Annotated in this window: 15 protein-coding genes; 4 read left to right on the top strand and 11 right to left on the bottom strand. The window is 59.2% G+C overall.

Annotated features, from left to right (window positions below; translation table 11 throughout):
• Positions 1-10: 10 nt before the first annotated feature.
• From FS767_RS08715 to rplM, 6 genes are all read right to left on the bottom strand, one after another.
• A complete protein-coding gene (locus tag FS767_RS08715; RefSeq protein WP_144964874.1) occupies positions 11-634 on the bottom strand; it encodes a glutathione S-transferase N-terminal domain-containing protein in 624 nt (207 codons plus the stop codon).
• A gap of 117 nt (positions 635-751) precedes the next feature.
• Positions 752-1,531, bottom strand: a complete 780-nt coding sequence (locus FS767_RS08720) for a cytochrome c1 (RefSeq protein WP_144964875.1) — start codon at positions 1,529-1,531, stop codon at positions 752-754.
• Positions 1,531-2,742, bottom strand: coding sequence for a cytochrome bc complex cytochrome b subunit (locus FS767_RS08725; RefSeq protein WP_028687198.1), 1,212 nt, complete (start codon positions 2,740-2,742; stop codon positions 1,531-1,533). The genes FS767_RS08720 and FS767_RS08725 overlap by 1 nt, the downstream gene beginning before the upstream one ends.
• The gene (gene petA, locus FS767_RS08730) at positions 2,742-3,335 is read right to left on the bottom strand and encodes a ubiquinol-cytochrome c reductase iron-sulfur subunit (protein WP_023534417.1); all 594 of its coding nucleotides are present in this window, start codon (positions 3,333-3,335) and stop codon (positions 2,742-2,744) included. The genes FS767_RS08725 and petA overlap by 1 nt, the downstream gene beginning before the upstream one ends.
• Before the next feature lie 261 nt (positions 3,336-3,596).
• Complete coding sequence (gene rpsI, locus FS767_RS08735) at positions 3,597-3,989, bottom strand: 30S ribosomal protein S9 (RefSeq protein WP_003251821.1); 393 nt, start codon at positions 3,987-3,989, stop codon at positions 3,597-3,599.
• A gap of 14 nt (positions 3,990-4,003) precedes the next feature.
• A complete protein-coding gene (rplM, locus tag FS767_RS08740) occupies positions 4,004-4,432 on the bottom strand; it encodes a 50S ribosomal protein L13 (RefSeq protein WP_003260798.1) in 429 nt (142 codons plus the stop codon).
• A gap of 258 nt (positions 4,433-4,690) precedes the next feature.
• On the opposite strand from rplM, the gene FS767_RS08745 reads away from it, so the two are divergent.
• The gene (locus FS767_RS08745; RefSeq protein WP_144964876.1) at positions 4,691-5,731 is read left to right on the top strand and encodes an NADP(H)-dependent aldo-keto reductase; all 1,041 of its coding nucleotides are present in this window, start codon (positions 4,691-4,693) and stop codon (positions 5,729-5,731) included.
• A 238-nt stretch (positions 5,732-5,969) separates the two neighbouring features.
• Positions 5,970-6,866, top strand: a complete 897-nt coding sequence (locus FS767_RS08750; protein ID WP_167338593.1) for a GlxA family transcriptional regulator — start codon at positions 5,970-5,972, stop codon at positions 6,864-6,866.
• A 69-nt stretch (positions 6,867-6,935) separates the two neighbouring features.
• Here the strand turns inward: FS767_RS08750 and zapE are convergent, their stop codons facing one another.
• The 3 genes from zapE to FS767_RS08765 all read right to left on the bottom strand — a co-directional run bounded on the left by zapE (position 6,936) and on the right by FS767_RS08765 (position 10,199).
• Positions 6,936-8,030 carry a cell division protein ZapE gene (zapE, locus tag FS767_RS08755; protein ID WP_144964877.1) on the bottom strand — a complete coding sequence of 365 codons (1,095 nt, stop codon included), beginning with the start codon at positions 8,028-8,030 and terminating at the stop codon, positions 6,936-6,938.
• Between the two features lie 158 nt (positions 8,031-8,188).
• Positions 8,189-9,538 (bottom strand): tryptophan--tRNA ligase, encoded by a 1,350-nt coding sequence (locus FS767_RS08760; protein WP_144964878.1) that lies wholly within the window; start codon positions 9,536-9,538, stop codon positions 8,189-8,191.
• A gap of 25 nt (positions 9,539-9,563) precedes the next feature.
• Positions 9,564-10,199 carry an alpha/beta hydrolase gene (locus FS767_RS08765; RefSeq protein WP_144964879.1) on the bottom strand — a complete coding sequence of 212 codons (636 nt, stop codon included), beginning with the start codon at positions 10,197-10,199 and terminating at the stop codon, positions 9,564-9,566.
• Positions 10,200-10,334: 135 nt separating this feature from the next.
• On the opposite strand from FS767_RS08765, the gene FS767_RS08770 reads away from it, so the two are divergent.
• Positions 10,335-10,772 carry a YhcB family protein gene (locus FS767_RS08770; RefSeq protein ID WP_023534478.1) on the top strand — a complete coding sequence of 146 codons (438 nt, stop codon included), beginning with the start codon at positions 10,335-10,337 and terminating at the stop codon, positions 10,770-10,772.
• A gap of 88 nt (positions 10,773-10,860) precedes the next feature.
• Here the strand turns inward: FS767_RS08770 and FS767_RS08775 are convergent, their stop codons facing one another.
• Positions 10,861-12,057 carry a methionine gamma-lyase gene (locus FS767_RS08775; RefSeq protein WP_144964880.1) on the bottom strand — a complete coding sequence of 399 codons (1,197 nt, stop codon included), beginning with the start codon at positions 12,055-12,057 and terminating at the stop codon, positions 10,861-10,863.
• A 127-nt stretch (positions 12,058-12,184) separates the two neighbouring features.
• Between FS767_RS08775 and FS767_RS08780 the strand changes: the two genes are divergently transcribed.
• Entirely contained in the window at positions 12,185-12,664 is a 480-nt protein-coding gene (locus FS767_RS08780) for an Lrp/AsnC family transcriptional regulator (protein WP_144964881.1), read from the top strand.
• A gap of 547 nt (positions 12,665-13,211) precedes the next feature.
• On the opposite strand, the gene FS767_RS08785 is transcribed toward FS767_RS08780, so the two are convergent.
• A complete protein-coding gene (locus FS767_RS08785; RefSeq protein WP_144964882.1) occupies positions 13,212-13,691 on the bottom strand; it encodes a hypothetical protein in 480 nt (159 codons plus the stop codon).
• Positions 13,692-14,034: the final 343 nt, after the last annotated feature.

The raw sequence follows: 14,034 nt of genomic DNA on the forward strand, positions 1-14,034 counted from the left end.
CAACAGCTCCTCAAAGCGTGCGCATTTCGCGTTCAACGGACGACAGGCTTGCCTGGAATGACTCCCGGGCGAACTGTCGCTCCATGTAATCCAGCAGCGGCTTGGCTTGCCGCGGCAATTCGATACCCATCATTGGCAGACGCCAGAGTATGGGCAGTAGACAGCAATCGACCAGGCTTTGCTCATCGCTCATGAAACAGGCGAACTCGCCAAACAGCGGCGAGACACCGGTCAGGCTCTCGCGCAGCGCCTTGCGAGCCTCTGCACGGGCAGCCTCACCGGTGCGTGGGTCGAGAATCTGATCAGCCAGGCTGCACCAGTCACGCTGGATACGGTGCATCAGTAACCGGCTATTGCCACGCCCCACCGGGTAGACCGGCATCAGCGGAGGATGCGGATAGCGCTCCTCCAGGTACTCCATGATCACCGACGACTCATACAGGACCAAATCCCGATCAACCAAGGTCGGCACGCTGCCATACGGGTTCAGTTCAGCGAGCCGCGGCGGAATCTTGTCGGTATCGACGTCGGTGATGTGCGCGTCAACGGCCTTTTCGGCCAACACAAGGCGAACCCGATGCGAGTATTGATCGGCAGGGTCGGAATAGCAGGCTAACCCATTGGTTACGCCCATGTAGCGCCTCCTCTCGAGGGATGCTTGTAAAACTGTAAATGAAAACGCGCCTGTGGCGCACTGGCATAACTACCAGTGCGCCACAGGCGCGTTCAACAACCAGAGGTTACTGCGTGATCAGTGCACGTCCTTCCAGTATTCACGCTTGAGCAAGTAGGCGAATACGAAGAAGAAAGCCAGGTACAGCAATACGTAGGTACCAATGCGCTGGCTTTCCAGTTTGACCGGGTTGGCCGAATAGGCCAGGAAGGTCACCAGGTTCTTGACCTTCTCGTCGAACTGCTCGGTGGTCAGGGTACCGGAATTCGGCGTGATGGTCAGCTGATCGCAGGCTTCATGGGTCAACGGCGTACCGGTCAATGGGTCAAATTGTTTCTTGCCACCCACCACCGTCTGCACCTGCTTGCAACCGATCACCTGGTTTCCCTGCAAGCCAACCAGCACGTTCGGCATGCCGACGTTCGGGAAGACCTTGTTGTTCACACCGTAGGGCCGCGATGGGTCTTCATAGAAACTGCGCAGATAGCTGTACAGCCAGTCGGCGCCTCTGACCCGTGCCACCAGGGTAAGGTCGGGTGGCGCGGCACCGAACCAGGTCTTGGCATCGCTGGGTTTCATGCCAATCTGCATGTGGTCGCCAATCTTGGCCCCGGTGAACACCAGGTTTTCAAGCATCACGTCGTGGGGAATGCCTAGGTCATCGGCCACCCGCTCATAGCGCTGGAACTTGGCACTGTGGCACCCCATGCAGTAGTTGGCGAACGTGCGCGCACCATCCTGCATCGCTGCCTTGTCGCTCAAGTCGATATCGACCTTGTCCAGTTCCACGCCATGCTCTGCAGCAAGGGCGAATGCAGGCATCACTGCCAGGAGAAATACAGCAATCAACTTTTTCATCAGCCAGTCACCCTTTCCGGAACCGGTTTGGTCTTCTCGAGCCTTGTGTAGAACGGCATCAGCAGGAAGTAGGCGAAGTACAGGAACGTGCACACCTGCGACAGCAAGGTACGCCCAGGCGTTGGCGCCAGTACCCCCAGCACGCCGAGGACAATGAAGGCGACGCAGAACACCAGCAGGAAGAGTTTGCTTATCCAGCCCTTGTAGCGCATGGAGCGAACCGGGCTGCGGTCCAGCCAGGGCAGCACGAACAGCACGGCAATGGCTGCGCCCATGGCGATCACGCCCATCAGCTTGTCCGGTACGGCGCGCAAGATGGCGTAGAACGGCGTGAAGTACCACACCGGCGCGATGTGCTCGGGTGTCTTGAAGGCGTTGGCCTGTTCAAAGTTGGGTTTTTCCAGGAAGTACCCGCCCATTTCCGGGAAGAAGAACACCACGGCGCAGAACACGAACAGGAATACGACCACCCCGACGATATCCTTGACGGTGTAGTACGGGTGGAACGGAATACCGTCCAGCGGGATACCGTTTTCGTCCTTGTGCTTCTTGATGTCGATGCCATCGGGGTTGTTAGAGCCGACTTCGTGCAGGGCCAGGATATGCAGCACCACCAGGCCCAGGATGACGATCGGCAAGGCCACCACATGCAGGGCGAAGAAGCGGTTGAGCGTGATGCCCGAGATCAGGTAGTCGCCGCGAATCCACTGGGTGATGTCATCACCGATGACGGGAATGGCCCCGAACAACGAGATGATCACCTGGGCACCCCAATACGACATCTGCCCCCATGGCAGCAGGTAGCCCATGAACGCTTCAGCCATCAGCGCCAGGTAGATCAGCATGCCAAACAGCCATACCAGCTCCCTGGGCTTTTGGTAGGAGCCATACAACAGGCCGCGGAACATGTGCAGGTAGACCACGATGAAGAAGGCCGACGCACCCGTCGAATGCAAGTAACGCAGGATCCAGCCGTACTCCACGTCACGCATGATGTATTCGACCGAGGCGAAGGCCTCTTCGGCCGAAGGCGTGAAACTCATCGTCAGCCAGACCCCGGTGACGATCTGGTTGACCAACACCAGCAAGGCCAGGGAGCCGAAGAAGTACAGGAAATTGAAGTTCTTGGGCGCGTAGTACTTGCTGAGGTGGTCTTCCCACATCTTGGTTGCTGGGAAACGCGCGTCGATCCAGTCCATGAACTTGCTCATCATGCGTTCTCCTGGTCGATACCGATGACGATGATCTCGTCGGACTCGTAGGCATGCGGCGGCACCGGCAGGTTCAGCGGTGCCGGCTGCGACTTGTACACTCGCCCTGCCATGTCGTAGTGGGAACCATGGCACGGGCAGAAATAGCCTCCGACCCATTTTGGACCAAGGTCCACGGGAGCCACTTCCGGGCGGAAGGTGGGCGAGCACCCCAAGTGCGTGCACAGACCAACCAGCACGAGGATCTCCGGCTTGATGGAGCGCACTTGCGGATCGACGTAGGTTGGCTGGTCCGATGCCTGAGAATCAGGGTCTGACAGTTCGCCGGTGATTTTCTTGAGGTTGCCGAGGATCTCAGCCGTTCGCCGCACGATGAACACAGGCTGCCCTCGCCATTCTGCGACCATCTGCTGCCCTGGCTCGACCTTGGCGATGTTGACCTTTACCGGTGCGCCTGCAGCTTTCGCCTTGGCACTGGGGAACCATGACCCCACGAACGGTACCGCAGCCCCCACTGCTCCCGCTGCCCCGACCACGGATGTCGCGGCTACGAGGAAGCGGCGCCGGCCTGCGTTGACGCCGTCATTGCTCATTCAGTCCTCTCCCATCAGCTTGCTTGGCCTGTTGAACCAGGCTCGTACCTAGGTTGTGTCTGTGGCGCTAAAAATTGGTCGCCATGGTAAGTAACAAAACCACACACTGACAAGGTGATTACCGGGCTGCACGGCCACTACCCACGCTTTGCTTGATCTACGTCTATGGGAAAGGCGCTCACCGACGAGCGGGTAAATATTCAAGGCAAAAAAAAAGCCCGGTTCCAAGGAACCGGGCTTTTTTCGACTGCCGAAGCGGTATTAACGCTTGGAGTACTGAGGACGCTTACGCGCTTTACGCAGACCCACTTTCTTACGCTCGACTTCACGAGCGTCGCGGGTGACGTAGCCAGCACGACGCAGAGCGCCACGCAGGGTTTCGTCGTATTCCATCAGGGCGCGGGTGATACCGTGACGGATCGCACCGGCCTGACCGCTGACACCACCACCGGAAACGGTGACGTAGATGTCGAATTTCTCAACGCTTTCGGTCAGCTCGAGTGGCTGGCGAACAACCATGCGAGCGGTTTCGCGACCGAAGAACACGTCCAGAGAACGGTTGTTGATGGAGATGTTACCAGTACCCGGACGCAGGAATACGCGAGCGGTTGCGGTCTTGCGACGGCCAGTGCCGTAATTTTGAGTCGCCGACATAATGAACTATCCCGTTAGATCTTCAGTTCTTGAGGCTGCTGAGCAGTGTGTGGGTGAGCAGCACCCGCGTACACTTTCAGCTTACGGTACATGTCGCGACCCAGCGGGTTCTTCGGCAGCATGCCTTTGACCGCAGTCTCGATAACACGCTCAGGGGCCTTGGCGATCAACTTCTCGAAGTTGATTTCCTTGATACCACCTGGGAAACCGGAGTGGGAGTAGTACATTTTGTCGGAAGACTTGGCACCCGTCACACGAACCTGCTCGGCGTTGATGACGACGATGTAGTCGCCGGTATCAACGTGAGGGGTGTATTCTGGCTTGTGTTTGCCACGCAGACGGCTAGCGATTTCGGTAGCCAGACGACCCAGGGTCTGGCCAGCGGCGTCGACTACGAACCACTCGCGCTTTACTGTTTCCGGTTTAGCAGTAAAAGTTTTCATTCTCTAAAGCCTCAGAGGCCGCCCAGCGAAAAATAGACGGCGAATCTTACTGGATAGTGCACAGCTTGCCAAGGGCAAGCGCGCAGCCGAACGCTGACGCTTTTGGGGGCTCGGGTCAGGCACGCCAATGTTCGACGGGGTTCTTCCTGCGTGATGGTGCATCACTTCCGCCACGCGGAGAGGGGCTGAATTATCCAGATTGCGGGAAAAATATCAACCTGCTTTGATGAATGACCATAGCCAAGGAGCAAGCAACCGATGGACTACCGTCAGCTGGGTCGCACCGACCTCCAAGTCAGCGCGCTGTGTCTGGGCACCATGACCTGGGGCGAGCAGAACGATCAGACCCAGGCATTCGAACAGATTGCCCGGGCCAAGGCCGCGGGCATCAACTTCATCGATACCGCCGAGATGTATCCGGTACCCCCGCGGCCGGAAACCTATGCCGCTACCGAGCGCATCATCGGTAACTGGTTCGCCCGCCAGGGCGATCGGGACGACTGGGTACTGGCCAGCAAGGTGGCCGGCCCCGGCAATGGCATCAGCCATATCCGCGACGGTCAACTCAGGCACAACCGGCAACACATCGTCGCGGCACTGGAAGAGAGCCTGCGGCGCCTGCAGACCGATCGCATCGACCTCTACCAGCTGCACTGGCCTGAACGCAGCACCAACTTCTTCGGCAAGCTGGGCTACCAGCACCTGCCCCAGGACCATTTCACGCCACTGGAAGAAACCCTGGAGGTGCTCGACGAGCAGGTGCGTGCGGGCAAGATCCGCCACATCGGGCTGTCCAATGAAACCCCCTGGGGCACCATGAAATTCCTGCAGCTGGCCGAAAGCCGTGGCTGGCCTCGGGCCGTCTCCATCCAGAACCCCTACAACCTGCTCAATCGCAGCTTCGAGGTGGGGCTTGCCGAAATCGCCATCCGGGAGCAGTGCGGCCTGCTGGCCTACTCGCCCTTGGCCTTTGGCATGCTCTCGGGCAAATACGAAGGCGGCGCCCGCCCGGAGAAAGCGCGGCTGACCCTGTTCAGCCGCTTTGCCCGCTATTCCAACCCACAGACGGTGGCCGCTTGCGAACGTTATGTACAGCTGGCCCGTGAACACGGTGTCGATCCGGCGCAGATGGCCCTGGCCTTCGTTACCCGTCAGCCATTCGTGACCAGCAACATCATCGGCGCTACCAGCCTTGAGCAACTGGACAGCAACCTGGCCAGCCTCGAACTCACCCTCGATGACGAGCTGCTGGCAGCCATCGAGGCCATCCATCAGGACCAGCCCAACCCCGCGCCTTGAGCACGCACCCAACGCCGCTTGCTTCACGGGCTTACCCGTGCAGCGGGCGGCGCGATCTACCAGGCTAGACACGACCCGTAAAAAATAAGACGATCCAGCCAGTGATTGACCACTCCATCCTATAAGAACAATGACAATGATGTTTACCCAACCCTCCGCGTCGTTGCGGCGCGTCAGCATCCTGGCCATTGACAAGGTATTCGCTTCGACCTTGATGCAGGCCAAGGACTTCTTTCACCTGGCCAGCTTGCGCTACGGCAAGCAGTTAGGCCTGGGCTTGCAGCCCATGTTCGAGATCCATCTGGTCAGCCCTGACGGGTTGCCGGTCGAGAGCTTCAGCAACGTGCAACTGCCGGTGGACGGCGGCCTGGATGATGCCGACGTGATCATTCTGCCGGCGTTCTGGGACGATTTTGACAACCTGTTGCAACGTTATCCGCAGGTGCTGCCCTGGCTGCAGGCACAGCATGCCCGGGGCGCCGTGCTGTGTGCAGAGGCCAGTGGCGTGTTCTGGCTGGCCGAGTCAGGCCTGCTCGACGGCAAGGAAGCGACCACGTACTGGCGTTTCTTCGACAGTTTTGCCGAGCGCTTCCCGCAAGTACGCCTGACCCAGGACAAACACCTGACCGACGCCGACAACCTGTACTGCGCCGGCGGCACCACATCGGCCTGCGACCTGTACATCTACCTGATCGAGCGCTTCTGCGGGGCCAATGTGGCGCGGGCCGTCTCGCGCGACATTCTGTACGAAGTGCAGCGCAACTACACGCCGGGACGCATGGGCTTTGGCGGCCAGAAGCTGCACCAGGACCTGATCATCCTGCAGATCCAGCACTGGCTCGAAGAGCACTTCGCCGACAAGTTCCGCTTCGAGGACGTGGCCCGCAACCACGGCATGAGCATTCGCAACTTCATGCGCCGCTTCCAGGGTGCGACCGGGGACAAGCCGTTGCATTATCTGCAACGCTTGCGCATCGAGACGGCCAAGGGACTGTTGTCGAGCACGCGCAAGAGTATCAAGACCATCAGTTACGAGGTGGGCTATGACGATGCCAGCTTCTTTGCCCGGCTGTTTCGCCAGCACACCGACCTGTCGCCCAACCAGTATCGCCAGCAGTTCATGCAAGAAGCCTGAGCGCAATCGGGCTGCCTGACAGCCCATCGCCGGCAATCAGGCGGTGGACTGCCAGGCAGCCCCAGGGCCTCAAGGCTTGTGCGCGCGGGACAGGAATTCGTGAGACTGCATTTCCAGCAGTCGGCTCAGCGTGCGCTGAAACTCGAAGCTCAGGCGCCCACCGGTATACAGGTCCTTGAGTTCCACCTCGGCCGAGATGATCAGCTTGACGTTACGGTCATAGAACTCGTCGACCATGTTGATGAAGCGACGCGCGATGTCATCGCTTGCCACGCCCATCTGCTCGACGTTGCTCAGCAAGACCGCATGGAAGATCTTGCCCAGTTCGATGTAGTCGTTCTGGCTTCGCGGCCCATCGCACAAGGCGCGGAAGTCGAACCAGGCCACATCGTCGCAGGTGCGCAGCGCCTGAATGGGACGGTTCTCGATCATCAGCACGTCGTTCTCGACCGCTGCGGTGCACTCGGGCGTCAGCGCCTTGAAGCTGGCACGCATGCTCTGCTGCGCCGCCTCGTCGAGCGGGTGATGGAACAGTTCGGCCTGCTCAAGGTGGCGCAGGCGATAATCGACACCGCTGTCGACGTTCACCACATCGGTGTACTGCTTGATCATGGCGATGGCCGGCAGGAAGCGTGCACGTTGCAGGCCATCCTTGTAGAGGCCGTCCGGCACGATGTTGGAAGTGGCCACCAGGGAAACACCGTTCTTGAACAGCTCCTCCATCAGGGTGCCCAGGATCATGGCGTCGGTGATGTCCGAGACGAAGAATTCGTCGAAGCAGATCACCTTGGCCTCATCGCTGAAGCGCTTGGCAATGATGGTCAGGGGGTTCTTCTCGCCCTTGAGGGTTTTCATCTCTTCGTGGACACGCTTCATGAAGCGGTGGAAGTGCGTGCGCATCTTCTGCTTGAACGGCAGCGCTTCGAAGAAGGTGTCGACCAGGTAGGTCTTGCCTCGCCCTACCCCGCCCCAGAAGTACAGGCCCTTGACCGGGGTCTGCTCCTTCTTGCCGAACAACTTGCCGAATACACCTGGCTTGTTGTTCTGGGCCTGCACCAGCTCGTCGTACAGGCGCTGCAGGTGACGCACCGCAGTTTCCTGCGCCGCGTCATGAAAGAAATCGGGACGTTTCAGATCTGCTTGATAGCGTTCTAGGGGAGTCATGATTCGTTAGCGAGGCAACAAAAAACGGGCCGTCACTGTAGCGAGCGGCCCGCCTAATGGCAATGCGACTTGCGTCAATATGCCCCATACCGGTAACCAGAGCCCGATGATAGTGCTCTGATCACCGTGCCAGAGGGCGGGCACATTCCGTCCGTCGATCAGTCCTGTTGCGGCTCAAGCGCTGCACGAAGACGCTCGATGGCTGCATCACGGGCTTGTTCGCTGTCGAATGACGCACCGTCGGCAACCGGCTCACCCTTGAGCCACACACCAAAGCCCAGCCCCTCGGCGCGGATATCGATCCCATCGCCTTGCTGCAACTGCTTGCTTGCGGCACCGGCGCCCTTGCCATCGGCAAAGCTGCGGGACAACAGCAGTTGCTCGCCATCGGCAGCCAACAAGCGGAAGCGGAAGCTGCCGTCTTCGTCCCGGAAGCTGACAAAGCGCGCGCTCTTGGCGACCTTCTTCTTGACGTTCGCCGTGGTCTGCACGCTGCTGCGGAACGAACGCAGGCCAACGGCCTCGCGCAATTGTTCCAGGAACGGCGTGGCGATGGTGCGCGCCTTGGCCGCGCCTGCCAGGAGGATGTCCTCCAGGTCCGCAGGCCGGGCGATCAGCTGATGGTAATACTCGCGCTTTTCCGCCAACTGGCCATCGAGCAGCTGGAACAGGCGCTGCTTGGCTTCGCCCCAACCCAGGCCCTGCTCCAGCTCGGCTCGGAACTCGGCGCACTGTGCAGGGGTGGAGAAGGCCTGGAACAGCGTGAACAGGTGCGCGTCGTCCGGATTCTTGGCCTCACCGGGCGCGCGCGAGTCCGTCACGATGCGCGAAATGGCATCCTTCATGTCCTTGGCGCTGGTGAACAACGGGATGGTGTTGTCATAGCTCTTGGACATCTTGCGCCCATCCAGGCCGGGCAAGGTGGCCACGCTTTCCTCGATGACCGCTTCCGGCAGTGCGAAGAACTCATTGCCCTGGCCGAACAGGTGGTTGAAGCGCTGGCCGATATCGCGGGCCATTTCCACGTGCTGGATCTGGTCACGGCCAACCGGCACCTTGTTGGCGTTGAACATCAGGATGTCCGCCGCCATCAGCACCGGGTAGCTGAACAGGCCCATGGTGACGCCAGCGTCCGGGTCTTCGCCGTTTTCGACATTTTTGTCCACCGATGCCTTGTAGGCATGGGCCCGGTTGAGCAAGCCCTTGGCCGCAACGCAGGTCAGCAGCCACGTCAGCTCGGGGATTTCCGGAATGTCGGACTGGCGGTAGAAGGTCACCTTGTCCGGATCCAGGCCACCGGCTAGCCAGGTGGCGGCGATTTCCAGGCGCGAGCGCTGGATGCGCAGCGGGTCGTCGCATTTGATCAGGGCGTGGTAGTCGGCCAGGAAGTAGAACGAGTCCACGCCAGGCTGCTGGCTGGCTCGGATGGCCGGGCGGATGGCACCGGCGTAGTTGCCCAGGTGCGGAGTGCCGGTGGTCGTGATACCGGTGAGGATACGCGTGGTCATGGGTGTTCGCTTATTCAGGCTTGGCTCAGTTCGAAAGGCGTGGCAGCAGCAGATCCTTGAGGTCGGTCAGCTTGCCATGGAAGAAGTGTCCGCATTCTGCCACTTTCAGCAGCTCATGGGGGCGCGACAGGCTGTCGGACCAATCGTATACCAGCGTCGGTGAAACGACTTCGTCGGCATCGGGTTGCACCAGGGTCACCGGGCACCGTTGCGGCACGGGAAATTGCTCGGTCAGGCGCATGACGGCCGGGGCGATCATGAACAGATGCTGCAAGGCTACGCCTTCGGCTTCCAGGCGGCCAGCCAGGGCGGTCGCCACGAAGCCGCCGAAGGAAAAGCCCATCAGCACCAAGGGCAGACCGGGATGCGCCGCCCGCAGCCAGGCGGCAGCGGCTTGAGCATCAGCCACCTCGCCTTGTCCCATGTCATGGCTGCCGGCACTCTGCCCGACGCCGCGGTAGTTGAAACGCAGGGTCACATACCCGGCATCCCGGGCCGTGCGTTGCAATGTCGAAACCACTTTGTTGAGCATGGTGCCGCCCTGGACCGGGTTGGGGTGACAGATCAGCACGGCGCCACGGGCGTCTGCCACGTCCAGGTAGAGGGCTTCGAGCGGGCCACTGGGGCCGTCGATGAACAGAGGGGTTTCGCGGACAAGCAAGGCACTACTCCGTGACCTTGGGGGAGGTCGATTCGTCTAGGTGAGGAATTCTGTTCTGATTTGCGATCGCTCGCGGTATACAGCGCAGGTCTGAGCCGTTAACGTAAAGCAAAGCCGTTTATAGAGGAAGGACTCGTGGAACTCTCGCTCCTTGTTTGGTTGTTGCCTACCCTGGCCCTGGTCATCGGTGTGGTCGTCGGTTTCGTCGTGGCGCGCCTGTTGCCCAACGCTGCGCCCAGCAGCAGCCAGCGCCAGCTCGATGACATCCAACAGCGTTTCGACAGCTACCAGAACCAGGTGGTGACGCACTTCAACAGCACCGCCGTACTGGTCAAAAAGCTCAACCAGAGCTATCAGGATGTCCAGGATCATCTGGCCGACGGCGCCAACAACCTGGCCCTGGACGAAGTGACGCGTCAACGCCTGCTGGCAGCGCTGCACTCGGAAAGCTCCCACGGTCCGCACAGTCGCCTGACGCCGCCCAGAGACACCGCCGAAGTGCCGCGCGACTATGCACCGAAAACGCCCAACTCACCGGGCATGCTCGACGAGAGCTATGGTCTGAAGCACTGACATTGAAAAGGCCTCGAAAGAGGCCTTTTCAATGCACGATCACCGTCAATCCAGGCGTCCCCCGCAGTAGCGCTTGCCCGACCCCACCTCATGCGCCAGCGCGCAACGCCTGGTGTACGTCTGCCAGCAGGTCCTCGACATCCTCAAGCCCTACCGATAGACGCACAAGCCCCTCGGAGATACCGTGCTGCGTCCGCTCTTCGGGCGTATAGCTTGAGTGGGTCATGCTTGCCGGGTGCTGGGCCAACGACTCGGCATCACCCAGGCTCACAGCGCGCGCGAACAGGCCCAGCGCATTCATGAAGCGGCGTCCGGCGCCCAGGCCGCCCTTGAGTTCGAAGGCGATCATGCCGCCGGGCAGGCGCATTTGCCGCTTGGCCAAGTCGTGCTGCGCAAACGACTGCAAGCCTGGGTAGTGAATCAACTCCACCTGCGGCTGACGCGACAGGTAGTCGGCGACCTGTTGGGCGTTCTCGCAATGCCGGTCCATGCGCAGGGCCAGGGTCTTGATGCCGCGCATCAGCAGCATGGCGTCCTGGGGTGACAACACCGCCCCGGTCATGTCCTTGAGCCCTTGCAGACGAATGCGATCGACCAGTGCCTGGCGGCCCACCACCAGGCCGGCGGTGATATCGCCATGGCCGCTGAGGTACTTGGTGGCCGAATGCACGACCAGATCAGCGCCCAGTTCCAGCGGCCGTTGCAGATAAGGCGTGCAGTAGGTGTTGTCGACCACCACCAGCACATCGCGGCCGCGTACCGCTTCGGCCACAGCGGCAATGTCGACCAGCCGCATGGTCGGGTTGGCGGGGGTCTCGAAGTAGATCATGCGCGTCTTGTCACTGAGCGCAGCGCGCAGCGCATCGGCATCGTTGAGGTCGACGTGGCGAATCGTCACGCCAAACGCCCCGATGCCATGATGCATAAAGGCAAAGGTGCACCCATACACGGTCTGCCCGACGATCAACTCATCGCCCGGGCGCAGCAGGGTCCAGAGCGTGGACGTGATGGCGCCCATCCCCGATGCCAGCGCAAGGCCCGCCTCCCCGCCTTCAAGCGAAGCCATGCGCGCTTCGAGCAAATTCAGCGTGGGGTTGGAGATACGGCTGTAGAAATGTCCGGCCTGTTCACCGGCAAAGCACGCCGCGCCATATTCGACGGTGGGGAAGGCATAGGTAGCGGTTTGGTAGATCGGCGGTACCAGTGCGCCGCCGTGCGCAAGCGGGTCGTAGCCGTGATGGATGGCACGCGTTGAAAAACCGTTGTCGTGACGGGAGTCGCGCATGGCAACAGCCTCTTGTTGGTTTGATCTAAGCTTATGCCACTGCAACCCAAGAATTTTTCCAAAATGACCAGCCCATCAGCGCTGCTTTGGAACAAAAACAAGAAACGTGAATACTTGAGGGCAAAGCATGCCTGCACCCCTGGACCGCATCGACCGCGCACTACTCGCGGCCTTGCAGAATAATGCCCGCCTCACCGTCGCCGAGCTTGCGGACCTGGTATCGCTGACCACTTCGCCATGCTGGCGCAGGGTCAAGCTGTTGGAAGAGAACGGTTATATCACTGGCTACCGGGCCACACTTTCACCCAAGTCGCTTGGGTTTGGGGTAACTGCCTTCGTCAGCATCATGATGGACTCCCACACCAAGCCCATGGCGCTGGCGTTCGAGCAGCGGCTGATGGAGATACCCGAGATTGTGGCCTGCCACAACATTTCCGGGCGGTACGATTTTCTGCTGGAAATCGTGGCCAAGGACTTAGAGGCCTTCGGAGAATTTGCCCGTGAGGTGCTTCAGCGTCTGCCGGGAGTGAAGGAAATTTATTCGAGCTTTTCCTACAAGGCGGTGAAGGAAAGACGAGTGATACCTGTGTCGGAGAAGCATATCTAGGCTCTGTGTGAAAAGCCTTGATACACGGTGATGCTGGGTTGGAAACAGCCTGGATCGCCAGCCCGGTCGGAATGCTCATTTACAACCCGTAAAGTCGAACGCGACTCTGACCGTTCCTCGGCTGTTTTCGCCTTACCTGACCTTCGTCTCAAAACCTTTCATACAGAGCCTAGGACAAGTTCCGAGCGATAAACAATGCCTGCAGCCGCTCTTGACGCCCGCCAGCCTAACCAAATGCCTGCTTGACCAAGTTGTCGAACAGGCTGTAGGCCGGCAGCGCTTCACGACGATGATCCTCATCGCTGGCGTCCAGAGGTGTGACAGCATCCCTCCGGATATTACCTGCTATTCAGCACCGTGACCGACACTGAGGCATATGAGATTCTAAAAGTTGTAAAAGTGTGATGGCAGGTGAACGGAAAAGGAGATTTCAATGCTAGTAAAAAGCAGCAAGGCCCTGACTACCTAGGGCCTCAACTTTGAGGTGACCTAGGTGCCAGCTGAGTTATAGATCACATCAAGCAAGGCTGCTACTCCATCACCGAATCTAGCCATCAGCAACAGCTGTTGTATTCAGCGCCAAATAAACTGCTTGCTCAGGTGATAACTCCTGAGAAAAATCGGGGACAGCGAAATATACATGGGGGCGAAAAATCAAATCCACGAGTCGCTCATTAGGTACATTCACTTCCAACATAAATAACCAAAAATCAACCTCATGTTCAGCCCCTTCACACTCCATGACCCTTCGCATCATCTCAACCAGCTCATCGGTAGTAACGTCGGGTACCGGCTTGATATAGGGCTCATATAAGACTTTGCGGACCCAAGTATCATGATCTTGGCCACCGTAGATGCCTTGAAAATCCAGGAAATCAAAGGAAGTTGAAGCGAGCTGATTAAACTCGAGAACCATGTGTTCCGTCAGGTCGCGTTGCCCGCAGTCTATTTCCTCAGAAAGACTAGTCAGCTTCGAAACTAGCTTCTCATCAAGTTTGGGTGGCATTAATTCACTACGCAAAGCCATACAGCCCCTCCACTGCTGGAATTTATAACGGCGCTTTTTGTGCCTAAAAGCACACTCACATTTTCAATGAGCAATTGAAGCTTACCTGACGGAGTAAGTTTTAACTTGTAGGATCCGTCTGAATACATCATGAGCGCCTGCTCCCCAATAGAAGATATATGCCACGGCGAACACCCTTAACCGACACCGACGACGAAAGAGAAGGATGCTCCGAACAAGGCATGGCGCAGCTCTTGGAGTGGAGAGCGTCAGGGGGGCTTGCAGGATTCAGAATTAAAAATCGCTAGCCTCCCGGGTATGGATACAGCTCTGAGGCTTAGGGAAGACTCTTTGCACGCGGCGG

The sequence above is a fragment of the Pseudomonas sp. DE0010 genome, assembly GCF_007680745.1.
Taxonomy (GTDB): domain Bacteria; phylum Pseudomonadota; class Gammaproteobacteria; order Pseudomonadales; family Pseudomonadaceae; genus Aquipseudomonas; species Aquipseudomonas parafulva_B.